20 protein-coding genes are annotated in these 21890 nt (G+C 56.9%); 7 read left to right on the top strand and 13 right to left on the bottom strand.

The window, feature by feature from the left end; translation table 11 throughout:
- Positions 1–7: 7 nt before the first annotated feature.
- The 4 genes from L8H52_RS11605 to L8H52_RS11590 form a co-directional block, all read right to left on the bottom strand.
- Positions 8–1306 carry an MFS transporter gene (locus tag L8H52_RS11605; protein WP_242207151.1) on the bottom strand — a complete coding sequence of 433 codons (1299 nt, stop codon included), beginning with the start codon at positions 1304–1306 and terminating at the stop codon, positions 8–10.
- Positions 1307–1387: 81 nt separating this feature from the next.
- A complete protein-coding gene (locus L8H52_RS11600; RefSeq protein WP_242207150.1) occupies positions 1388–2386 on the bottom strand; it encodes a sugar kinase in 999 nt (332 codons plus the stop codon).
- Entirely contained in the window at positions 2379–3161 is a 783-nt protein-coding gene (locus L8H52_RS11595; RefSeq protein WP_242207149.1) for a sugar phosphate isomerase/epimerase, read from the bottom strand. The genes L8H52_RS11600 and L8H52_RS11595 overlap by 8 nt, the downstream gene beginning before the upstream one ends.
- A gap of 151 nt (positions 3162–3312) precedes the next feature.
- The gene (locus L8H52_RS11590; protein ID WP_242207148.1) at positions 3313–4341 is read right to left on the bottom strand and encodes a LacI family DNA-binding transcriptional regulator; all 1029 of its coding nucleotides are present in this window, start codon (positions 4339–4341) and stop codon (positions 3313–3315) included.
- A gap of 219 nt (positions 4342–4560) precedes the next feature.
- On the opposite strand from L8H52_RS11590, the gene L8H52_RS11585 reads away from it, so the two are divergent.
- The 4 genes from L8H52_RS11585 (at position 4561) to L8H52_RS11570 (ending at position 9879) form a co-directional block, all read left to right on the top strand.
- Entirely contained in the window at positions 4561–4728 is a 168-nt protein-coding gene (locus L8H52_RS11585; RefSeq protein ID WP_242207147.1) for a hypothetical protein, read from the top strand.
- Positions 4729–4842: 114 nt separating this feature from the next.
- The gene (locus L8H52_RS11580) at positions 4843–5460 is read left to right on the top strand and encodes a hypothetical protein (protein WP_242207146.1); all 618 of its coding nucleotides are present in this window, start codon (positions 4843–4845) and stop codon (positions 5458–5460) included.
- Positions 5457–7478, top strand: coding sequence for a hypothetical protein (locus L8H52_RS11575; protein WP_242207145.1), 2022 nt, complete (start codon positions 5457–5459; stop codon positions 7476–7478). Before L8H52_RS11580 ends, L8H52_RS11575 begins: the two co-directional genes overlap by 4 nt.
- A gap of 196 nt (positions 7479–7674) precedes the next feature.
- Positions 7675–9879 carry an autotransporter outer membrane beta-barrel domain-containing protein gene (locus L8H52_RS11570; protein ID WP_242207144.1) on the top strand — a complete coding sequence of 735 codons (2205 nt, stop codon included), beginning with the start codon at positions 7675–7677 and terminating at the stop codon, positions 9877–9879.
- Positions 9880–9945: 66 nt separating this feature from the next.
- Here the strand turns inward: L8H52_RS11570 and L8H52_RS11565 are convergent, their stop codons facing one another.
- The 4 genes from L8H52_RS11565 to L8H52_RS11550 all read right to left on the bottom strand — a co-directional run bounded on the left by L8H52_RS11565 (position 9946) and on the right by L8H52_RS11550 (position 15709).
- Positions 9946–10404 carry a hypothetical protein gene (locus L8H52_RS11565; protein ID WP_242207143.1) on the bottom strand — a complete coding sequence of 153 codons (459 nt, stop codon included), beginning with the start codon at positions 10402–10404 and terminating at the stop codon, positions 9946–9948.
- Positions 10405–10613: 209 nt separating this feature from the next.
- Complete coding sequence (locus L8H52_RS11560) at positions 10614–11255, bottom strand: DUF1345 domain-containing protein (RefSeq protein WP_242207142.1); 642 nt, start codon at positions 11253–11255, stop codon at positions 10614–10616.
- Between the two features lie 182 nt (positions 11256–11437).
- On the bottom strand, positions 11438–14536 hold the full coding sequence (locus tag L8H52_RS11555; RefSeq protein ID WP_242207141.1) for an efflux RND transporter permease subunit: 3099 nt from the start codon (positions 14534–14536) through the stop codon (positions 11438–11440).
- A 15-nt stretch (positions 14537–14551) separates the two neighbouring features.
- Complete coding sequence (locus L8H52_RS11550) at positions 14552–15709, bottom strand: efflux RND transporter periplasmic adaptor subunit (RefSeq protein WP_242207140.1); 1158 nt, start codon at positions 15707–15709, stop codon at positions 14552–14554.
- Positions 15710–15975: 266 nt separating this feature from the next.
- Here L8H52_RS11550 and L8H52_RS11545 point away from each other — a divergent pair, with 266 nt between their 5' ends.
- Together L8H52_RS11545 and L8H52_RS11540 are read left to right on the top strand one after the other, a co-directional pair.
- The gene (locus tag L8H52_RS11545) at positions 15976–16677 is read left to right on the top strand and encodes a response regulator transcription factor (RefSeq protein WP_007912171.1); all 702 of its coding nucleotides are present in this window, start codon (positions 15976–15978) and stop codon (positions 16675–16677) included.
- 4 nt (positions 16678–16681) lie between these two features.
- Positions 16682–17983 (top strand): ATP-binding protein, encoded by a 1302-nt coding sequence (locus tag L8H52_RS11540; RefSeq protein WP_242207139.1) that lies wholly within the window; start codon positions 16682–16684, stop codon positions 17981–17983.
- A 156-nt stretch (positions 17984–18139) separates the two neighbouring features.
- Here L8H52_RS11540 and L8H52_RS11535 read toward each other — a convergent pair whose 3' ends face one another.
- From L8H52_RS11535 to L8H52_RS11520, 4 genes are all read right to left on the bottom strand, one after another.
- Positions 18140–18898, bottom strand: a complete 759-nt coding sequence (locus L8H52_RS11535) for a transcriptional regulator (protein WP_242207138.1) — start codon at positions 18896–18898, stop codon at positions 18140–18142.
- Entirely contained in the window at positions 18898–19353 is a 456-nt protein-coding gene (locus tag L8H52_RS11530; protein ID WP_242207277.1) for a sigma-70 family RNA polymerase sigma factor, read from the bottom strand. The genes L8H52_RS11535 and L8H52_RS11530 overlap by 1 nt, the downstream gene beginning before the upstream one ends.
- Positions 19354–19445: 92 nt before the next feature.
- Positions 19446–19979: a tetratricopeptide repeat protein gene (locus L8H52_RS11525; RefSeq protein WP_242207137.1), complete on the bottom strand. Its 534-nt coding sequence runs from the start codon at positions 19977–19979 to the stop codon at positions 19446–19448.
- Between the two features lie 29 nt (positions 19980–20008).
- Positions 20009–20569: a cytochrome b gene (locus tag L8H52_RS11520; RefSeq protein ID WP_242207136.1), complete on the bottom strand. Its 561-nt coding sequence runs from the start codon at positions 20567–20569 to the stop codon at positions 20009–20011.
- Between the two features lie 152 nt (positions 20570–20721).
- Between L8H52_RS11520 and L8H52_RS11515 the strand changes: the two genes are divergently transcribed.
- The gene (locus tag L8H52_RS11515) at positions 20722–21495 is read left to right on the top strand and encodes a class I SAM-dependent methyltransferase (RefSeq protein WP_242207135.1); all 774 of its coding nucleotides are present in this window, start codon (positions 20722–20724) and stop codon (positions 21493–21495) included.
- 49 nt (positions 21496–21544) lie between these two features.
- Here the strand turns inward: L8H52_RS11515 and L8H52_RS11510 are convergent, their stop codons facing one another.
- Positions 21545–21883 carry a DUF2834 domain-containing protein gene (locus L8H52_RS11510; RefSeq protein ID WP_242207134.1) on the bottom strand — a complete coding sequence of 113 codons (339 nt, stop codon included), beginning with the start codon at positions 21881–21883 and terminating at the stop codon, positions 21545–21547.
- Positions 21884–21890 lie beyond the last annotated feature (7 nt).

Genomic DNA, 21890 nt, shown 5'->3' with positions numbered 1-21890 from the left:
AGTCTCTTCAGGAATGCGCCGGCACGGCAGGCGTGGCAACGGCTTTGGCGACGACGCGATCACTGGCGCCGGGCTTGAGAAAAATTGTCAGCACCACCGACAGCAGCAGTGCGCCGCTCATCAGCAGATACGAAGCACCGGGCGAACCGGTGGAGCTGTTCAGATAACCCACCAGGTACGAGCCGCCGAACGAACCCAGCGCGCCCATGCTGTTGATCAACGCCATCGCGCCACCGGCGACGTTGGCCGGAAGAATCTCCGGAACGATGGCAAAGAACGGACCGTACGGCGCGTACATGCACGCGCCGGCAATCACCAGCAGCGTGTACGACCACCAGAAATGTTCAGCGCCCAGTGCGTAGGAACCGTAAAATGCGATGGACGCGATCAGCAGCGGCGGCCAGACAAAGCGTTTGCGCTTCTGCAACTTGTCCGAACCCCACGACACCAACAGCATGCCAATCACCGCCGCCAGATACGGCAGCGCCGACAGCCAGCCGGCCTCGATCATGTCCATTTGCGCGCCGGCCTTGAGGATCGACGGCAGCCACAACACGAAGCCGTAGACGCCGATGCTCCAGCAGAAAAACTGCAGTGCGAGAATGATCACCTTCGGCGAACGGAAGGCCTCGGCATAGTTCTTCACCGCTTTGATGCCGACCTGTTCGGCGGCCAGTGCGCTTTCCAGATCCTGTTTCTCCTGATCACTGAGCCACTTGGCTTGAGACGGACGATCATCGGCCAGACGCCACCAGATAAACGCCCAAATCACCGCCGGCAAACCTTCAATGATGAACATCCAGCGCCAACTGAAATGCTGCACCAGATAGCCCGAAACCACCGACATCCACAGCATCGTCACCGGGTTGCCGAGGATCAGAAAGGTGTTCGCCCGCGAGCGTTCGGCACGGGTGAACCAGTGACACAGATACACCAGCATCGCCGGCATTACCGCCGCTTCAACCACACCGAGCATGAAGCGGATGACGATCAGCCAATAGGCGTTGGAGACCACGCCAGTCAGTGTGGCGAGACCGCCCCAGAGAATCAGGCTGACGAAAATCAGCTTCTTCACGCTGTGTTTTTGCGCGTAGATCGCACCCGGTACCTGGAAGAAGAAGTAACCGAGGAAGAACAGCGCGCCGAGCAGCGATGACAGGCCCGGGGTGATCATCAGGTCGGCGGCCATCCCGGAGGCGGCGGCGAAACCGTAATTGGCGCGATCGAGATACGCCAGGCTGTAGGTGATGAACACGATGGGCATGATGTACCACCAGCGGCGGGTGGCGAGGGTTGCGGTTTTCATGGGTCTTGCTCCTGAGCTTGTTGTTTTTGTCGCAGCAGGTTCAAACAACTTCTCGTTCCCACGCTCTGCGTGGGAACGCCTCTAAGGACGCTCCGCGTCCTCTGTGACGCGGAGCGTCACGGTATGCATTCCCACGCTGGAGCGTGGGAACGATCGATCAAGTTCAGCCCGGGTTGGAAGGCCCTCCATATCCCCGCGACTCTGCACCGCCCGACTGCCAATCCAGTTCGCACGCTGCACCGCCTCGGCAAAACTCTGGTGCTCGAGCAGGGCACTGATCATCCCCACCGCAAAGCCGTCACCGGCACCGACCGTGTCGACGACATGCGCCACTGGCACACCGGCGACAAATCCCGACGCCAGATGCGTTCGGTAATAAGCGCCTTCCGGGCCAAGCTTGATCGCCACGGCCTCTGCACCTTGATCGAGATAAAACGCCGCAATGTCCGCCGGATCGTCAAAACCGGTCAGCAAGCGGCCTTCACTCAGCCCCGGCAACACCCAATGGGCGAGGGCGGCGAGGCGGTTGATCTCACTGATCATTTCGCGCTCGCTGGCCCACAGGCTCGGGCGCAGATTCGGGTCGAACGACACACTGCGCCCGGCATTGCGCATGCGTGTCATCAATTCAAAGGACATCTCCCGCGCCGAGGCCGACAACGCAGGAGGAATGCCGGTAGCGTGCAGATGGCGAGCACTCAGCAAACTGGCCGTGATCGACTGCGGCGACAAATGACTGGCCGCCGAACCGCGCCGGAAATACTCGACCTGCGGGTCGCTGCCATCGTCATTGCGCGATTTGAACTGGAAACCGGTCGGGTGCTGTTGATCGACCTCGACATGGCTGCAATCCAGACCTTCCTTGATCAAGGTCTCGACCACGAAGCGCCCAAGCGAATCATTGCCAACCCGACTCAGCCAGGCGACGTTGAAACCCAGACGCGACAGCCCGATCGCAACATTGCTGTCAGCTCCGGCGATGCGCTTGTGGAAGTGCTCGACCGCCGCCAGATCACCGGTTTGTTCAGCCACCAGCATCGCCATGGTTTCGCCGAACGAAAGAATATCGATCTCAGACATGGGCAGGCTCCAGTCGGGATTGGCCGAGGCGGGCGAGGGCGGCGACATGCTCGGTGGTCAGTTGCACCAGATCTTCGCCCTGCAACGGGTATTCGGCCGCGCGCATAACGCCTTGGGCCATGTGTCGCAGCAGTTGTTCCCACAGATGCAGGTCACTGACGGCGGGCGGCACAGCAACCAGTTTGCCGTCGGCGCGACGAGCCACGGCTTTGCAGTGCACATAGCCGACATGCCGGCCGAGCAGGCGGGCGGCGCTGGTGGCGGACTGGTCCTGCCACTGCCAGTTGCCGATGTCAAAGGTCATCTTGATCGGCAGGTTGTGCTGCTCGACAGCGTTGAAGAAGCGTTGAAATGGCTCGATGCGTCCGCCATGCAAGGTCTGGTCGTTTTCCACCAGCAACTGCACCGGACTGTGTTTCAAGCGTTCAGCCAGGGCTTGCAGATCATTGGTGTCGGTGAAATAGCCCAGCGACACTTTCAGCCATTTCGAACCGAACGCTTCGGCCTGTTGCAGGGCGGTGATCAATTCGGGATTCGGTTGTGCCTGACCGGCCAGCCACAGTTCGGTGGGTGAGGAATAGATGCTTTGCAGGCCCAGCGCTTGAGTGGCCATGGCCAGTTGCGCAGGGTCTTCACGGGTCAGCAATTCTTCGCGCCACTCAATGCGATTGGCCCCGGCCGCAGCCAGAACATCAATAAAAGAAGCTTGCCCGCGTTGGCGCACAAGCTCGGCGCCGTAGCTGGACAGACTGATGGAAACGGCGGGTTTGTTCATTGTTATTGACCTCTGAAACCGGTTTCATTTTTGTTCAAAAAAATATCAGTGAGTGTTGTGTTGTTTTTGCGGGCCCCTTCGCGAGCAAGCTCGCTCCCACATTTGCAACGCGGTCACCTGTGGGAGCGAGCTTGCTCGCGAAGGCGTCAGCTCAAACACCACCAACCTCACGAGTCGACCCACGCTCAACCAGCACCGGCGCAAAATCCACCCCCCGCGCCGCCTCATCATCCCCACGCAAACGCTTGAGCAAACACTCAAACGCTCGCGCGCCTATCTCTGCCGTCGGCTGAGCCAGCGCGGTAATCCCGCTGCCCACCAACGGGTACCAATCCAGATCATCCAGGGCGATCAGCCCGACATCCTCGAACAACCGCGAGCCCATCGCCCGCAACGCCGTGGTGGCAGCAAGCGCCGCCACACCATTGGCGCAAAACAACGCTTTCGGGCCATTGCCGGGGGTATTCAAGAAGTTTTGAAGTTGTGCGCTCAGATCATCGCCGGTTTCCTGCACCGCCCCAGCCAGCGCCGAGCGCTGAGCAATCTGTGCCTGAAAACTGCTGACCCGCTCGATCCGCGAACTGGTGCCGTCATACGGTTCAGTCACCAGCACCAGATCCCGATAGCCACGTTGTTCAAGGTGGGTTATCGCCATCTCCACGGCTTGCGGGTTATTCAGCCCGACCATGTCACTGTCGAGCCCGTCGACCTTGCGATCCACCAACACCAGCGGCATCTCGCGGCGCAGCTCGTGCAACTCGTCACGGTGATGGCCCAGGGTGTTCACGATCAGCCCTTCGATGTTGTACGAGCGCAACAGCGCCAGGTGCTGGCGTTCCTGCTCGTCATCGCGGTCGGTGTTGCACACCACCAGGCTGTAACCGTGCGCACGGCAAGCGGTTTCCACCCCGTGCATCACGGCAATCGAATAAGAGTTACGGATATCGGCGACGAGCATGCCGATCAGGCGCGTGCGTCCGCGTTTCAGGCCGCGGGCCATTTGGTTGGGACGGTAGCCGAGTTCGCTGATGGCCTGCTCGATACGCAGGGCTATGGCATCGGAGAGCAGGGCACGGTCATCGCCGATGAAGCGCGAGACGCTGGCCTTGGACACGCCAGCGCGCTCGGCGACGTCGAGCATGGTGACGCGGTTGCGCTGGGCGACTGAGAAGTCGTTCATCGATGGACCTTGTTGTTATTGAACTAATGCTGAAACCGGTTTCAGTAGGGGCAAAAAATAAAAATTAGTCAAGTTTTACGTACCTTGGCCTTGAGGTAAAACCGACAAACGGTAGCGAAACCTGTCAGATATGACAGTAGACCGGTCTGAACAAGGCGAGCTTAATTATCTGACGTGAATTTGAATCTGCTTGGTCTTTCACTCTCGGAAGGAAATGGCATGGTTATTTATAAGGGGGCATCAGGAAATGCATCTGTCCCACTATCTTCGATCGCTATCTACGACTACGACGCCCCGGAAGTCGAGGGAGTTGATGTCAATGATCCTGAAGGTAATGTTCCTGAAGAACTTCTTGTTAAAGGTTTGAATGTGATAGTTGACCGGTAGCCAAACTTCCCGGATGTACCGCCGAGGGTTGACCGCCTCAAGGTTGCATGGGAATTTGACGGAGTAACCAACTGGATATACGACGAACTGATTTACCCTGTTCCGCCAGAAAAGATGTTTATAAGAATTGACCCGTCATGGCTGACTAAAAGTGGCATCGCTTATGTTCATTATGAGGTTTGGTTTGAAGATTTGAATGAAGATAAATCATTCAAGCGTAAGCTGACCATAGATGCATCTCCGGTAAATATAGCGGCGCCAAAGTTTAAAGGCGCGGACGCATGGGGATGGCTGCATTGCGCTTCTGAACCGCCGTTATGGGATGGGGTTTTTGTTTTGATTGCGCCTGATCCGGCATTTGATCTAGGCGATGTACTCGTTGTGACATGGAATGGTTATTACAGTCCGAACGGAAGTGGGACGCCAATAGCGAAAACTTATAAAGAAATACGTAAAAAAATAGAAACTCAGGAAGAACTTGCTAGTGGTGTGGAGGTTCGGGTCTGGCCTTTCGATCCTCATATTGAGCCTATGGTAAACAAGGCCTCTGCACTGGCACGGTGTTTTCTGGAGCGTAACGGCCAAGTGATCCGAAAGTCGAAAGTTGGGTTACTGAGAATTGACAGGGTCGTCGTAGGACAAGATGAACCCTGTGGCCCGCCGAAAGTTGAGGAGAATAAAATTGATGAAGATGTGGTGGTGACTGAACAATTAATTGGAGCGAAAACATGAGCAATGCATACAGTGGAAAATCCAAAGTGCGTCCATTGGGCAAACGGCCGGAAGGCGCTTTGACCGAGCCAGCACCTACTATTGACGGCATGCTGGAGGACGGCACGCTGCCAATCGAACTCATCCCGGTAGGAACTGCGCTCAAGGTACAGATTCCCTCATGGACCGGCAGACTGGATATTGATGAATATGATTTCCGAATTCTAAAAGACGCGGCTCCGACTGACCCGAAACATGACGGCACCGTTCTAGAAGATGAACCTGCCGGGCCAGCCAACGGACTGCCTGTAGACGTTGTAGTACCCAGTGGACCTTGGCTGGATGATGATCCCGCTGTACCAGGTCCTTCAACTTATTACGTCTGGGCCGTTATTTACTTGGCCGGCATTAACCCTATTGAAACGTTCCCCACAAAGTTTATAGTCGATCGTTTTGCACCGGGGCAAAACGAGACAACAAATGTAAAAGCGCGACTTAAAGTCATGACATGGCCTGCCGCGTGGGCTGGGCCCATCACTGACAAGCTTATTGCCGATCACCCGGCGGGTTTGGTCATGCAGGTGGATCGAACTTATGTTAATCCACTGAATCCACCCTATGGCGACAGTTTTGAAGTCTGGATGAGTTCGCAGTACTCCGCTGTGCCACCATTTCTACCTGTCATCAGCGGGATGTTGCCCGCGGACGGCTCAGTCACTATACCCATCGCTGAAGTGGCCAAGTTAAAAGGTGATACTGTTTATATTTGGTGCAGGCTGACCGACTTTGCGCATAATGTGAGTAATATGTCCATTCCGGCAGGGAAGTCCGTGGCGTTATTGCCACCGCCGGTGCTGGCAGATATTACAGTTCCGAAAGCGGATCCGGTGATAACAATTGAAGATGCTGCCGCAGGTGTCACGGCCGAGTTTGCAAGGGGAACCGATGTTCAGGATGATGATCTCTACGTGCTTTATTATGGTGATCTTTTAATTTATGATGATATAGCTGGTTCAGAAACTTCTTATTCAGTGCCGATACTTAAGTCTGACCTGGCCAAAAAGTATGATGATGCAGCCGGGGGCGATCAGCTAATAACAGTTACATGCGCTTTGGCACGTGGCCCGTTGCCTGTCGGAACTCCAAAAACCGTGGATGTTCTTGCTAACTTCGAATATGCAGGCCCGACGAACCCGAATCATCCAGATCCTGTCAACCCGACAATGAAGAAATTGAAAGTGTTCGGTGAATTGGATAGGGAGAACGAATTGACGCCGGAGGACTTTGAGAAAGATTGTACAATTGAAATTGAATTATGGGATGAAGTTGGCAGGCAGCCTCAAGATGGTCAGGAAGTAAAGGTTTTTGTTGGCGGTAAATTTGTTCCGCCCGCTATTTTCTTGCAGAATGGCGACGAGGGTAAGACCAAGGTGCATCCTCTCCCGTGGGATGTTATTAAAGATGTAACTCCCGGTGGTTCATTCGACGCTTATTGGACAGTGACGACAATTGGTAGTGTGAACACTCCAAGGTCAGAAGAGACAGATGTCACTTTTGGGGCAATAAAAATCGTACTCGCTGCGCCAGAGGTCAGAGGTACAAGAAACGGCAGGTTAGGCTGTCCTAGTACAAGCGGCGCTGATCACGGGATTACTGTCTTCGTAAAATCCGATCCAGTCTACTTACCTGAGGATACGGAAGTCGAGATTTTCTTTAAGGGCTATTCAGATTTTCCGGGTGTTACGCCAAATCCTGCTGCGAACCCATTTATAGTAAAACATAAAGTGCTGGATACAGAGGTTGATACTGGATTTGAAGTGCGCGTTGCTCCTTTCAATCCCGTACTTAAGTATTCCACTGCTGAACCCAATGAAAGTGTTCCTGGTACATATTCCGGTGCTGCGGAAGTCTGGTATGAGGTGGCCATAGGCGGAGCGCCATCACCAACGCCATCACTTGTAAGTTCTTATGAAGTTATTCTGATCGCATCGGGATTTATTTATTGTGATGGTAGCAAGTATGACGACGATAAACCTTAGTTGACGGGGTTTGAGTTGGGGAGGATTGGAGTCCTCCCCTTTTTTGGGATTTTTCCTATGGCATTGGTAGGTGATTTTCTCGAGCAATTGCAGACTATTCCTACATACCGCGGCGTATCTGGGGGGATATTCTCGCCCGCTATTTGAGGTCGAGCGATTACCACACGCTCTTGATTTGACTTTCCCAGGAAATTCTATGCCACGCATATTCATACATACAGTTAATTGTTTGCCTGCTTCTTGCATTGCAGTCATGGCGATGCTATCTGGAAACCAGACGCAAGCACGGCAGTTGTTACCCGGAGAAATCGTTGTAATTTCAAACCCGTCTCCGGCGGAAACATGGGCCGCCGGCAGTGCCAGTTCTTTGACTATTAACGGTGGAGTCACCCTCAGTATTTCGGCGAGCGGCGCTTCCTCTGTGGTGCTCAACGGTGTATCGACAACCGGAAGCAGCGGCCCCAGTGCCGTGCAGATTACCAATAGCACCGCTGAAATAAACGCCAGCACTATCCTTGGTAACCGAACGGGGCTGAATGTTGCTCGTGTTTCAGGTACTACCAGTGGTTCGGTAGTCAACGCAAACGACAGTGTGATCTCAGGTGTGAATGGCGGTGCTGCCGTTTCCTCTTACAGTACACTCAACTTGTCCAATACCCAGGTCTTTGGTACAGGCGCGAGCAGTTTTGGCGTGGTGTTGGCTGGGGGCAATGTCAACGCGTCTGCGAATAGCGTGATTGCAGGCGAGCAGAATGGGGTGGTTTTCAGGGCAGACCCTACGGATACGCAATCCAACACACTCACGCTGAACAAGTCCCATGTTCAAAGTACAAACGGTGCTGCCATTCTCGTCGATGTCCCGAGCGTTTCCGGTTCAACTGTGCAAATAGATGTAAAAGATGGCTCAACAATCGTGGGCGGCAATGGCGTAATCCTGGATGTCAGGGGAGGCGCAATCACAACGATGAATGTAGAGCGCAGCGCTTTGTCAGGTGACATTATCAGTGACTCAGTGAGCAACACTTCCGTCGTTCTGGGCTATCAGGCGGTACTCAACGGGCGTATGGAAAATGTCGCCAATGTCAGCATCAATGACAGTGGTCGCTGGAATGTGACGGGAGCAAGCGACGTAGGTGCGTTGCAATTGAATGGCGGGACAGTCTCCCTGCAATCAGGGCTTGGTTTTTACCAGTTGAATATCGCTAGCCTGAGCGGAAGTGAAGGTACTTTTGCATTGAAGACCGACTTCACAACCGGCCAGACTGACAGTGTCAATATTGTTGGTAATGCTTCTGGAAATCACAATCTACAGGTAGCCAGCAGCGGAGTCGATGCTCCCAGCGGGCAGCCGATTACGCTGGTTCGCACTGGGGGTGGCGATGCGCAGTTCCGCTTGAGTAATGGTTCCGTCGATCTCGGCGCATTCCGTTATCAATTGGCAAGCAGCGGCAATGAATGGTTCCTCGATCCGACAACACGCACCATCAGCCCGGGTGCGCGTTCTGTTTTGGCGTTATTCAATACGGCGATACCCGTTTGGTACGGTGACATGGCACCTGTTCACACCCGATTGGGTGAACTGCGCAGTAGTGAAAATAATGCCGGAGCGTGGGGGCGGGTGTATGGCAAAAAATACAACGTTGCCGACGGTTCCGGTGTGGGATACCAGCAAACACAACGAGGTTTCTCGCTTGGCTGGGATATTCCATTGCCTTCCTTTGCTGATGGTCAATGGTTGATAGGCATCATGGCAGGACACAGCGATTCTGACCTGGACCTTGATTACGGCACCTCGGGCGAGATCGAAAGCAACTACCTGGGGGCTTATGCGACGTGGGTGGATAGAGCCAGCGGCTATTACTTTGATGGTTTGGTGAAGTACAACCATTATCGCAACGAAGCTAAGGTTTCCTTGAGCGATGGCACACGTGCCGAAGGCAGCAACAATACCTCGGGCATCGGGTGGGAAAGTGAATTCGGGCGCCACATAATGCTCACCGAAAAATCTTTCATTGAACCATTCGCAAGGCTGTCGGCAGTTGTTATTCAGGGTGATGATTTCCGTCTGGATAATGGCATGGATGCCAAAGGGGATGCAGCGCGATCCTTACTGGGCAGCGTTGGGATGAAGGTCGGTCGTACCTTCAATGTGGAAAAAAATGTGTCCATTCAGCCTTACTTGAAGGGCAGTCTGGAACACGAGTTCGCCGAAAATAACGAAGTCAAAGTAAACGATAATGTATTCAACAATAACCTGTCGGGTAGTCGTGTTGCCTGGGGCACCGGTCTTGCAGTGTCGGTGAGTAAGTCTCTGCAGGGCCATGCAGAGTTTGACTATATAAAAGGCAGGAATTTTGAACAGCCTTATGGCTTTAGTCTCGGTTTGCGGTATCTCTGGTAACTTTTTACGAGATTCGACTTTGAAATAACGCCGGGCTCGAAATTTGCGGGCTCCGGCGTTAATGCACTACTTCCCGAGAATCAGGAAATTTTCAACTGCAATGGTAAAGGTCTCGCTGCCATCGCCTTCATAGCTGTCCATGACCGCATTAAGACTTCCACCGAAAACTTTGTTTTCTTTATCGAGTGTGAATTTTATGTCGCCTGCGACGCTTTTATGAGCGACTGGATTCTGCGGGTCAGAGTAGTCGACGTAACTAACAACTATTTTGGTCGTTGAATCGAGCGCATGCTCTCCATCAGCAGCCGCTATTGGAATATAGATGGAGACTTCCTTGTAGGTGAAGTTGACAGCTCTTTGATGAACGCGTGCCTCCCAATGCGGACCAATCTCCCCCGGAAAGTCGTTGTTAATCAACCTGAAATTATTCGCTTTGAACTGGATATTGTTAATTGTTCCTTCGAATTTGTTCTCCTGATTGTTATGAATTCGAGGCTTATGTACGCGCTGAGCTGATGTAGCCATGATTGAAGACTCCAATTTTGAGAGAAGTTATCTTGCAATACGGGGTGCCTTACTGCTGGCTACATCATGTAATCCCAGTTACCCAGACCTGTAAACTGTCAAGCTTGACAGTTTACAGGTCTGGGTAACTGTGGTAGCGGATTTAGATTGCATTAATGATGTGCATGTACTTCAAACTTTCTAGTAATAAAGGGACAATATTTGCCGGTTCAACCAAAAAGGCCCGCCGCGATGTTGATGGAAAATCCCAAAATTGCCGTATTGAACACAAACCCGATCAACGATTGCGCCAGCACGATTTTTCGAATTTCCCGCGTCGCAACACCCACATCCGACGTTTGCACAGCCACCCCAATGGTGAACGAGAAGTACAGAAAGTCCCAGTAATTTGGGGTAGTAAGTCCTTCGGAGAAACGCAATGCCGGCTCCTTGCCATCCCAGGTGTAAAACAACCTGGCGTAGTGCACGCAGAAAATCACTCCGATCAGCAGCCATGAACCGATCACCGTCAGCGCGGTAAAACCGTAATGCATGAGTTTTCGCGTGGTTTCCAGATCCTTGCTGCCCGCCAGTTCGAAAGTAATGGTCGCCAGACTAGCGAGGGCAGCGATGCACACCACGAACAGCACCAGCCCGGCATTCTCGTCTTCGACTTCTGCGATGCGTTTGACGTCCGGGGCCTTGGCGCGCACGGTCAGCCAGAACATCAGGATCAGGTAGGTCCATACACCGGCGTTCCAGCCTATGAGGATTTTACTGACGATGGAATCGGCGGGGGCCAACAGGCCAGTGGCGAGGCCGAACAGAGCTGCGGCGGACAGGCGAGGGTGGGTGCGGGCGAGGAAGCGCATGAGGACTCGATGGGCCAGGGTGGTTCAGACACCTTAGCCCAGCGATGACAGGTATGACCACAACGCTGGATGTTTGCAAAATCCCTGTGGGAGCGAGCCTGCTCGCGAAGGCGTCGGTAGATTCAACATAGATGTTGGCAGACCGGACGCTTTCGCGAGCAGGCTCGCTCTCACAGTTTGGATCAGTGGCGTTTGGTGAAGCGTCGTACGAGCTTCATGACGACAACAAAGAATACCGGCACAAAGATCACCGCCAGCGTCGCTGTAATCATCCCGCCAATCACCCCGGTGCCGATCGCTTGCTGGCTTGCCGAACTGGCGCCGGTGGCAATGGCCAGCGGCACCACGCCGAGAATGAACGCCAGCGAAGTCATCACGATCGGCCGCAGACGCAAGCGAGCTGCCTGCAACGTCGCATCAATCAGGTCGTGACCTTCGTCATACAGGCTCTTGGCGAACTCGATGATCAGGATCGCGTTCTTCGCCGACAGACCGATGATGGTAATCAGACCAACCTTGAAGAACACATCGTTGGGCATACCGCGCAACGTCACGGCCAGCACCGCGCCGAGCACGCCCAGCGGCACCACCAGCAACACCGAAGTCGGAATCGACCAGCTCTCGTACAACGCCGCCAGACACAGGAACACCACCAGCAACGACAGGCCGAGCAGGATCGGTGCCTGATTACCGGACAAGCGTTCCTGCAATGACAGACCAGTCCATTCCTGACCCAGGCCTTTCGGCCCCTGCGCCACCAGACGTTCAACTTCCGCCATGGCCTCACCGGTACTGTGCCCCGGTGACGGTTCGCCGGAAATCGCAATCGCCGGATAGCCGTTGTAACGAGTCAATTGCGCCGGGCCCTGAATCCAGTTGGCCTGCACGAATGCCGACAGCGGCACCATGTGCCCGGCGTTATTGCGCACATGCATTTTCAGCAGATCGGCCACTTGGCTGCGTTGATCACCTTCGGCCTGCACGACGACGCGCTGCATGCGCCCCTGATTGGGGAAATCGTTGATGTAACTGGAACCGACGGCAGTGGACAGCACATTGCCGATATCAGCAAAAGACACGCCCAAGGCATTCGCCTGTTTACGGTCAACGATCAATTGCACTTGCGGCGCTTCGGCCAGCGCGCTTTCGCGCACGTTCATCAGCACCGGGCTTTTCTCGGCTGCAGCGAGCAGTTCGCTGCGCGCCTGCATCAGTGTTGCGTGGCCAAGGCCACCGCGATCCTGTAAGCGGAACTCGAAACCGCTGGACGTACCGAGGCCATCCACGGGCGGTGGCAGTACCGAGAACGCCATGGCGTCCTTGATCTCGCTCAGCGCAATGTTGGCGCGATCGGCAATCGAGCTGGCGGAATCATCACTGCCGCGCTGCGACCAGTCCTTCAGCGTCGAGAACGCCAACGCTGCGTTCTGCCCGCTGCCGGAGAAGCTGAAACCGAGAATCACCACACTGTCACTGATCCCCGGCTCGCCGGCGTTATGCGCCTCAAGCTGTTCAGCCACGGCCACTGTACGATTCTTGGTCGCACCGGGCGGCAGTTGAATGTCGGTGATGGTGTAACCCTGATCTTCCACTGGCAGAAACGAGGAGGGCAGGCGCGCGAAGCACAGCCCCAGCCCGACCAGCAACACGACGTAGATCAACAGGTAACGACCGCTGCGTTTCAGCGCATAGCCGACCCAGCCTTGATAACGATCGGTCAGATGCTCGAAGCGGCGGTTGAACCAGCCGAAGAACCCGGATTTCTCGTGATGTTCGCCCTTGGCAATCGGCTTGAGCAATGTTGTGCACAATGCCGGCGTCAAGGTCAGGGCGAGGAATGCCGAGAACAGAATCGACGTGGCCATCGACAGCGAGAACTGCTGGTAAATCACCCCGACCGAGCCCTGCATGAACGCCATCGGAATAAACACGGCCACCAGCACCAGCGTGATACCGATGATCGCGCCAGTAATCTGCGTCATCGCTTTGCGCGTTGCCTCCTTGGGCGACAAGCCCTCGGTGGCCATGATCCGTTCGACGTTCTCCACCACCACGATGGCGTCATCCACCAGAATGCCGATGGCCAGCACCATGCCGAACATGGTCAGCACGTTGATCGAGAAGCCCAGCGCGAGCATGGTCGCGAACGTGCCCATCAGCGCCACTGGCACCACCAGCGTCGGGATCAGCGTGTAGCGCACGTTCTGCAGGAACAGGAACATCACCGCGAACACCAGCAGCATCGCCTCGCCCAAGGTGTAAACCACTTTGGTGATCGAGACTTTGACGAACGGTGAAGTGTCGTACGGAATCTTGTATTCCACGCCTGCCGGGAAGTAGCGCGCCAGTTCATCCATCTTCGCCCGCACCAGTGTTGCGGTGTTCAGTGCGTTGGCGCCCGGCGATAGTTGCACGCCGACAGCGGTGGACGGTTTGCCGTTTAGACGTGTGCCGAACTGGTATTCCTGACTGCCGATTTCGACCCGCGCGACGTCACCGATGCGCACGGTCGAACCGTCGCGATTGGCCTTGAGCACAATGTCGGCGAATTCTTGCGGCGTCGACAACTGACCCTTCACCAGAATGGTCGCGGTGATTTCCTGGCTGGACGGATTGGGCAGATCGCCGATGCTGCCGGCGGACACCTGGGCGTTCTGCGCGACGATGGCTTCATTGACGTCAGCCGGTGTCAGGTTGAACGCGATCAGCTTCTGCGGATCGATCCAGATGCGCATGGCCCGTTCGGCGCCATACAACTGCGCCTTGCCGACGCCTTCCAGACGCTTGATTTCGTTCATCACGTTGCGCGCCAGATAATCACTGAGCGCCACGTCATCGAGCTTGCCGTCGCTGGAGGTCAGGGTGATCAGCAAGAGGAAACCGGACGAAACTTTTTCGACCTGCAAACCTTGCTGATTCACTGCTTGCGGCAGACGCGACTCGACCACTTTCAGACGGTTTTGCACGTCGACCTGCGCCAGCTCCGGGTTGGTGCCCGGCTGGAACGTGGCTTTGATCGTGGCGCTGCCGAGGCTGCTTTGCGATTCGAAGTACAGAAGATGATCGGCGCCGTTGAGCTCTTCCTCGATCAGGCTGACCACGCTTTCATCGACGGTCTGCGCCGAGGCGCCGGGGTATACGGCGTAGATTTCGATCTGCGGCGGGGCGACGTCGGGATATTGCGCCACCGGCAACTGCGGGATGGCCAGCGCACCGGCCAACAGGATGAACAACGCAACGACCCAGGCAAACACCGGGCGGTCGATAAAGAACTGCGGCATAGAAAAGCGTCCTGCTTACTGACCAGAGGTCTGGGCAAGTGGAAGAGGGGTGTCGTCGATCTGCACGGTTTCGCCGGGACGGGCGTGTTGCAGGCCTTCGATGACGATGCGGTCGCCGGGCTTGAGGCCACCGGTGACGATCCAGCGATTGTTCTGCACCGCGCCCAGTTGCACCGGTTGCTCGGCGACGCGCATTTGCTCGTCGACGGTCAGCACTTGGGCAATGCCGGCGCTGTCACGCTGCACGGCGCGTTGCGGCACGGTGATACCGTTCTGGATGGTTGCCTGCTCCAGGCGCACGCGAATGAAACTGCCCGGCAGCAAGTCGAGATCCGGGTTGGGGAATTCGCTGCGCAGAATGATCTGGCCAGTGCCCGGGTCGACGGTGATGTCGCTGAACAGTAATTTGCCCGGCAGCGGATACAGGCTGCCGTCATCCTGAATCAGCGTGGCTTTGACCTGGTCCTGGCCGACTTCCTGCAACTGCCCGGAGCGGAATGCGCGGCGCAATTCGTTGAGTTCACGGGTCGACTGGGTGAGGTCGGCGTGAATCGGGTTGAGCTGCTGAATCAATGCCAGCGGCGTGGTTTCGTTCTGCCCGACCAGTGCGCCTTCGGTGACCAGTGCACGGCCGACACGGCCGGAAATCGGTGCAGTGACGGTGGCATAACCCAGATTCAGTTTCGCCCGTTCGACAGCAGCCTTGTTGGCCGCAACATCAGCAGCAGTCTGCCGGGCATTGGCGCGGGCGTTGTCGTAGTCCTGACCGCTGATGGCTTTGTCGTCGATCAACTGGGCATAGCGCTGCTCTTGCAGTTTCGCCTGGAACGCATTGGCTTCGGCCTTGCGCAGCGCGGCTTCGGCGCTGTCGAGGTCAGCCTTGAACGGTGCCGGGTCGATGCGGAACAGCACGTCGCCCTTTTTCACGTCGCTGCCTTCGCGGAAGGTGCGCTGCAACACCACGCCGGCCACTCGTGCGCGCACTTCGGCAATCCGTGGCGCGGCGATGCGGCCGCTGAGTTCGCTGCTGATCGTCAGGGGATGCGCCTCGATCGTCTCGATGCGCACAGTGGCCGGTGGTGCCTGATCCTCGGTTTTCGAGGACGAATCACAGGCGCTCAGTGTCAGCGCCATGGCGATCAGGCCGAGCCCGGCCAGCAGTTTGTTCGACATGTACAACCCCCAATATTGATGTCCGCATCCTACGGGCAGACGCCGAGATTAGCGGTGAAGCTTTGTAGGCGCTGTGTGAAATTGTGTAAGGGTTTTACTCAGGGATGGGCGAGGGCGTATATCCTTCAGGTCTTGAAATTTATTGCGACAGATAGATAGCTTTCGCGAGCAGGCTCGCTCCCACAAGGGATCGCATTCCAAGTGTGGGAGCGAGCCTGCTCGCGAATGGGCCTTATCAGTCGCCACAGCACTTTCTGGATCACCCCATGCCCAACATCCTCCTGGTCGAAGACGACACCGCCCTCGCCGAACTGATTTCCAGCTACCTCGAGCGCAACGGTTATTCCGTCAGCGTGATCGGCCGTGGCGACCACGTGCGTGAGCGGGCGCGGGTCAATCCGCCGGATCTGGTGATCCTCGACCTGATGCTGCCGGGTCTTGATGGCCTGCAAGTCTGCCGTTTGTTGCGCGCCGATTCAGCGACATTGCCGATCCTGATGCTCACCGCCCGCGACGACAGCCACGATCAGGTTCTGGGCCTGGAAATGGGCGCCGACGATTACGTCACCAAACCGTGCGAACCGCGCGTGCTGCTGGCGCGGGTGCGCACCTTGCTGCGCCGCAGCAGCCTCGGCGAACCACTGACCGCCAATGACCGCATCCTCATGGGCAATCTGTGCATCGACCTGTCCGAGCGCACTGTGACCTGGCGTGATCAACCGGTCGAGCTGTCCAGCGGCGAATACAACCTGCTCGTGGTCCTGGCCCGACACGCCGGCGAAGTGCTGAGCCGCGACCAGATCCTGCAGCGCCTGCGCGGTATTGAATTCAACGGCACTGACCGTTCGGTGGACGTGGCGATTTCCAAACTGCGCCGCAAGTTCGACGACCACGCCGGCGAGGCACGCAAGATCAAGACCGTGTGGGGCAAGGGCTATCTGTTCAGCCGTTCCGAGTGGGAATGCTGAGCTGATGTTTCGCATCCTGTTTCGCCTGTATCTGGTGACGATCGTCTCGTACAGCGCGGCGATTTATCTGGTACCGGATCTGGTGGTCATGGCGTTCAGGGATCGCTTCGTCACCTATAACCTCGACTATTCGCGCGGCCTGCAATCGCTGATCACCCGCCAGTTTCATGCCGTGCCGCAAGATCAGTGGCCAGCACTGGCGGCGTCGATGGACAAGGATTTCCAGCCGCTGCACATCGTCCTCGCGCGGATCGATGATGCCCAGTTCACTGCCATCGAGCAGCAGCGACTGCGCCGTGGTGAAAACGTCGTGCGCATTGGTGATTGGGGTTGGCGCACGCTGGCGGTGACGCCGCTGGATGACACCACTGCCGTGCAAATGGTCGTGCCGCCGGATCCGCTGGACGTCAATCTGCTGTACTGGAGCATCAACGTGCTGATCGGCGCGAGCCTGCTCGCCTGCCTGCTGATGTGGTTGCGCCCGCACTGGCGCGATCTGGAACGCCTCAAAGGCACCGCCGAACGCTTCGGCAAAGGCCATTTGAGCGAACGCACGAAAATCGCCCAGAGTTCCAACATCGGCAGCCTCGCCAACGTCTTCGACACCATGGCCGGCGACATCGAAAACCTGCTCAACCAACAACGTGATCTGCTCAACGCCGTGTCCCACGAACTGCGCACTCCGTTGACGCGTCTGGATTTCGGTCTGGCGCTGGCCTTGTCCGATGACTTGCCGACGGCCAGTCGTGAACGTCTGCTAGGACTGGTCGCACACATTCGCGAGCTGGATGAACTGGTGCTGGAGCTGCTTTCCTACAGCCGTTTGCAGAACCCGGCGCAGTTGCCGGAGCAGGTCGAGGTGTCGCTGGATGAGTTCATCGACAGTATTCTGGGCAGCGTCGATGAAGAACTGGAATCGCCGGAAATCGTCATCGACGTGTTGCTGCACGGTCAGCTCGAACGCTTCTCCCTCGATCCACGCCTGACCGCGCGCGCGATCCAGAACCTGCTGCGCAACGCCATGCGCTATTGCGAAAAGCGCATTCAGATTGGCGTGCAGGTCAATGCCGAAGGCTGTGAGATCTGGGTCGATGACGACGGCATCGGCATTCCCGATGACGAACGTGAGCGGATTTTCGAGCCGTTTTATCGGCTGGATCGCAGTCGGGATCGGGCTACGGGCGGGTTTGGTCTGGGGCTGGCGATCAGTCGCCGGGCACTGGAAGCGCAGGGTGGCACGTTGACGGTCGAGTCTTCGCCGTTGGGCGGCGCGCGCTTCAGATTGTGGTTACCCACTACCGTCTAGCCTGCGAAGAACTCCTACAGGGTTTTGGGGTGTACATAGATGTATGAACGTCCTTGGTCCCGGTGGGAGCGAGCCTGCTCGCGAAGGCGTCGGATCAGTCGCCAACTTCAGTGCTGGTTGTCCGCGATTCAGAGACGGCGCCGGCCTACAGCTTTCTTACACTTTCAGCAACTGCGCGCGCAGCAGTCCCGCATGCTGCTCCAACTGCGCCGCCGAATGACGGCCAATCAACATCCACGCATGCTCGCGCTCAGTCCAGTACACCACATTCATCTCATGCCGACGCTCATGGGCCAACGGCTGAGTGCCGCTGTTTGAACGCGTGACACACAGCGCCAGCGGCCCATGTTTCGCATCCAGATAGACGATTTGCGCAATGGGTACGCCGTCGTACTCAAGCATTTGTGCCCGTTTGAATTCGGCACCCGGTAGCTTCAGAGTCGCGGGTGAAAGGTTCAGGCCCAGGCGCGCATCGATCGTGCGCAGTTGCGCGCGCTGGGACGCTTCGTCGGTGGGCAGATGATCGAGCGTCTGCGGCACATACAGCGCCATGTAATCGCCGACCAGTGCGCGCCAATTGTTTGATTGCGCGGCATGCCAACCCAGGAACAAGCGGTCGGCCAGCACACCGCCCGCCACCAACGCGGCGGCGCCAGCGATAAACCAGCGGCGACTCAGCCCCGGCCTTTCTGGCGAAGGAATGGCATCCAGCCGCGCTTGCAGGCGATCCAGCGGCGCCTGTTGCGCCAGTTCGTCATAGGCTTTCCGGTACGGCAGGTTGCTGCGGCTGAGCCATTGCACGCGCAGACTGAGTAGCGGGTCTTCGGCAATGGCGCTGTCGAGTTGATGGCGATATTCCTGCTCGAGTTCTCCGTCGAGGTAGGCGACCAGTTGCTCATCCGAAGGTGTGTTCATCAACGGTCTCCTTCGGTGGATTTCGGCACCGCTTGCAGTGGCGGGTATTCGGCGAGTTTCAGCCGTGCGGTGGCCAGACGACTCATCACCGTGCCGATCGGTATTTGCAGGATATCGGCAACTTCGCGGTAGGACAGGCCTTCGACATAAGCCAGATATACGGTTTCGCGCTGGGTTTCCGGCAGCGCATCGACGCGGCGAATCACTTGCGCGGCCATGACGTGAGTCTGCGCCGCGTATTCACCATCGAACGCCAGTTGGCCATCGGCATCCACCTGGCCGGCGCCCTGACGCACGCGACGAGCGCGCACTTCGTTGAGCCAGATCGAATGCAAAATACTCAGCAACCAGCGATCCATACGCGTGCCGGCCACGTACTGAGCCGCACGTTCCAACGCTCGCACACAGGTGGCCTGCACCAGATCCTCCGCCACATGCCGATTGCGCGACAGCAGCAAACCGTAGCGCCACAGTCGCGCCAGATGCTGTCCGAGTTCTGCTCTGAATGCCTGATCGCTGACGATGATGGCTGCCCTTATGAAAATGCTCAGGTTTTCGCTGAATCGTTGATGGCTTCGGCCAGGTCCTGGTACTCCTCGCACGATGTGCCGCAAATCGACTTGATTTGCTGCAACTGCTCCTGCGCCAGATCGACGCGACCTTTGATCACATAGGCCTCGCCGAGGTATTCGCGCACTTGCGCGTACTGCGGATCAAGTTTCACCGATTGCAGGTAATAATCGATGCCTTCGTCTGTTCTTCCCAGCTTGCGCGTTGCATAACCGCGATAGTTGAGAGCCTTGGCGGTGTTCGGTTGTTTCAGCGTGTCGAGCAGCGCCAGCGCTTCTTCGTAGCGACCGGCCTTGGCGAGACGGTAGGCGTAATCGGTACGGTCGGCATCGGAAAGTGCTTTGCTGACTTGCAGCACACACTTCTGCGTTTTGCTGTCCCAGACCTGACCTTTCGGGCACTCGGGTTTCTGCACCGGCGCTTCTTCATCACCATTGGCGAAGGCCAACTGGCTGGACATCGCCGCGACCAGCAGCAACGGGGCGGCGAACATAACGGAACGGATAGTCATGGGCAAGGCTCCAGTGTGAAAGTGGCACTTCAGTTCGAAACACGCCCCGGCAACATGCGGCGCAAAGTGTTGTCGCGCAGGCCGTAGTGATGCACCAAGGCAACGACAGCATGCAGTGTCGCCAGAACAATGATGGCCCAGGCCACTTGTTCATGCAGGCCACCGAATGTCGACTTCATGCTTTTATCGAAGGCGATCAAGGTTGGGACATCGAACAGACCAAAGAAGTTGAAAGGTTCGGCCTGGGCCCAACGCAGCAGGAAACCCAGCACGATCTGACTCAAGAGCAGCGCGTACAAGGCCAGATGTGCGGTTTTCGCCAGAATGTTCATTGCACCCTGATTGGCCGCTGGCAAACGGCGCCCCTTGAACAGTCGCCAGAGCACCCGGGCAATCACAATTACCGCCAGCAAAATGCCGAAAGAAATGTGCAAAGCCTGCAACTCCTTGCGCAATGGCGTGCCTTTGGGCAGCTGTTCCCAGATTTGCGCGCAGGCGAACAGACCAATCACCAACAGGGCGGTCAGCCAGTGCAGGCTCATGGTCAGGCGATCGTAACGGACGGGCAGTTCATCGGTAGCGGGACGCATGGGTCATCCTCATGGGTAATGTTGAGTTAACACCCAAGGGTGAATTTTTATTCATTGCATTGTCAGTGACTGTTCAGGGCAGGGGTAAATTCAAGCGCTATGCTCGTCAGCGTCTGCCGTCGATCCGATGTTTTGCCGTAAGGAGCGTTGCCATGACCGACCATGTTCATCACTCAGCCGCTGCCGGCTACAAAACTGCCGCCGACACCTACGTCAAAGGGCGGCCGGATTATCCGCCGCAGGTTAGTCAGTGGCTGACCGCGACGCTGGGCCTGGATGGGCATAAAACGGTGATTGATCTGGGCGCCGGCACCGGTAAGTTCACCGGGCGTCTGGTGGCGACGGGGGCGCAAGTGATCGCGGTTGAGCCGGTGGCGCAAATGCTGGAAAAGCTCGCGGACGCCTGGCCTGAAGTGCTGGCGGTGAGCGGCACGGCGACTGACTTGCCGTTGCCGGATGCTTCGGTGGATGTGGTGATCTGCGCGCAAGCGTTTCACTGGTTCGCCAGTGCCGAGGCACTGACGGAGATTGCCCGGGTGCTCAAGCCCGGTGGCAGGTTGGGGCTGATCTGGAACCTGCGCGACACCCAGGTCAGTTGGGTGCCGAAACTGGACGCTATCGTCAATGCGCTGGAGGGTGACACGCCACGCTATTACACCGGTGCCTGGCGCACAGCGTTTCCGCACCCGGCGTTCGCGCCGCTACAGGTCGAACGGTTTCACCACGGCCATACTGGCTTGCAGGAAGACGTGATCTTCAACCGCGTGCGCTCGACCAGTTTCATCGCCGCGCTGCCGGAAGCGCAGCGGGCGAAGGTCGATGAGCAGATTCGCGGGTTGATTGCCGCTGAGCCAGAGTTGCGCGGCAGGGATGTGGTGACGGTGCCTTACGAAACCGCCGCGTTCGTTGCCGTAAAAAAGGGCTGAATGCCATGACATTCCAGTGTAGAAGTGAGCCTGCTGGGGTTTCAGGTGTTCATAGTATCTGGCTGCACTTTGCCACCGCCTTCCGGCGCTCGCGAACCCCACGCACCACCAGATACAACAACGGCCCGATCGACACGAAAACCGCCGTCAACACCAAATAAGGCATCACCGACCAGACCGATTGCCCCCGCGACCGGGCATCCTTGACCATCCACACGCCGGCCAGCGTGGCCAGCAGATACAGATCAATCACCACCTGCGCGGTATCAGGCCGCGACATCAGGCTGATGCCAAAATCGATCAACGACTGTTCAGCCTGCAGCATCACCGAAACGGTGTAGCCGGTAAAAGCGAGCAAAGCCGTGAGGGGCAGGGCGATAGACATCATGCAATCC

It is taken from the genome of Pseudomonas sp. CROZ-RG-20F-R04-15 (genome assembly GCF_022662375.1).
Lineage (GTDB): Bacteria > Pseudomonadota > Gammaproteobacteria > Pseudomonadales > Pseudomonadaceae > Aquipseudomonas.
Note: the sequence above shows the minus strand (reverse complement) of the source record. Positions and strands in the feature narration are given on the sequence as shown.

Bases quoted from the DNA above. Each gene is read 5' to 3' on its own strand.
- L8H52_RS11605 (WP_242207151.1), bottom strand. From the start codon at position 1,306: ATGAAAACCGCAACCCTCGCCACCCGCCGCTGGTGGTACATCATGCCC.
- L8H52_RS11600 (WP_242207150.1), bottom strand. From the start codon at position 2,386: ATGTCTGAGATCGATATTCTTTCGTTCGGCGAAACCATGGCGATGCTG.
- L8H52_RS11595 (WP_242207149.1), bottom strand. From the start codon at position 3,161: ATGAACAAACCCGCCGTTTCCATCAGTCTGTCCAGCTACGGCGCCGAG.
- L8H52_RS11590 (WP_242207148.1), bottom strand. From the start codon at position 4,341: ATGAACGACTTCTCAGTCGCCCAGCGCAACCGCGTCACCATGCTCGAC.
- L8H52_RS11585 (WP_242207147.1), top strand. From the start codon at position 4,561: ATGGTTATTTATAAGGGGGCATCAGGAAATGCATCTGTCCCACTATCT.
- L8H52_RS11580 (WP_242207146.1), top strand. From the start codon at position 4,843: ATGTTTATAAGAATTGACCCGTCATGGCTGACTAAAAGTGGCATCGCT.
- L8H52_RS11575 (WP_242207145.1), top strand. From the start codon at position 5,457: ATGAGCAATGCATACAGTGGAAAATCCAAAGTGCGTCCATTGGGCAAA.
- L8H52_RS11570 (WP_242207144.1), top strand. From the start codon at position 7,675: ATGCCACGCATATTCATACATACAGTTAATTGTTTGCCTGCTTCTTGC.
- L8H52_RS11565 (WP_242207143.1), bottom strand. From the start codon at position 10,404: ATGGCTACATCAGCTCAGCGCGTACATAAGCCTCGAATTCATAACAAT.
- L8H52_RS11560 (WP_242207142.1), bottom strand. From the start codon at position 11,255: ATGCGCTTCCTCGCCCGCACCCACCCTCGCCTGTCCGCCGCAGCTCTG.
- L8H52_RS11555 (WP_242207141.1), bottom strand. From the start codon at position 14,536: ATGCCGCAGTTCTTTATCGACCGCCCGGTGTTTGCCTGGGTCGTTGCG.
- L8H52_RS11550 (WP_242207140.1), bottom strand. From the start codon at position 15,709: ATGTCGAACAAACTGCTGGCCGGGCTCGGCCTGATCGCCATGGCGCTG.
- L8H52_RS11545 (WP_007912171.1), top strand. From the start codon at position 15,976: ATGCCCAACATCCTCCTGGTCGAAGACGACACCGCCCTCGCCGAACTG.
- L8H52_RS11540 (WP_242207139.1), top strand. From the start codon at position 16,682: ATGTTTCGCATCCTGTTTCGCCTGTATCTGGTGACGATCGTCTCGTAC.
- L8H52_RS11535 (WP_242207138.1), bottom strand. From the start codon at position 18,898: ATGAACACACCTTCGGATGAGCAACTGGTCGCCTACCTCGACGGAGAA.
- L8H52_RS11525 (WP_242207137.1), bottom strand. From the start codon at position 19,979: ATGACTATCCGTTCCGTTATGTTCGCCGCCCCGTTGCTGCTGGTCGCG.
- L8H52_RS11520 (WP_242207136.1), bottom strand. From the start codon at position 20,569: ATGCGTCCCGCTACCGATGAACTGCCCGTCCGTTACGATCGCCTGACC.
- L8H52_RS11515 (WP_242207135.1), top strand. From the start codon at position 20,722: ATGACCGACCATGTTCATCACTCAGCCGCTGCCGGCTACAAAACTGCC.
- L8H52_RS11510 (WP_242207134.1), bottom strand. From the start codon at position 21,883: ATGATGTCTATCGCCCTGCCCCTCACGGCTTTGCTCGCTTTTACCGGC.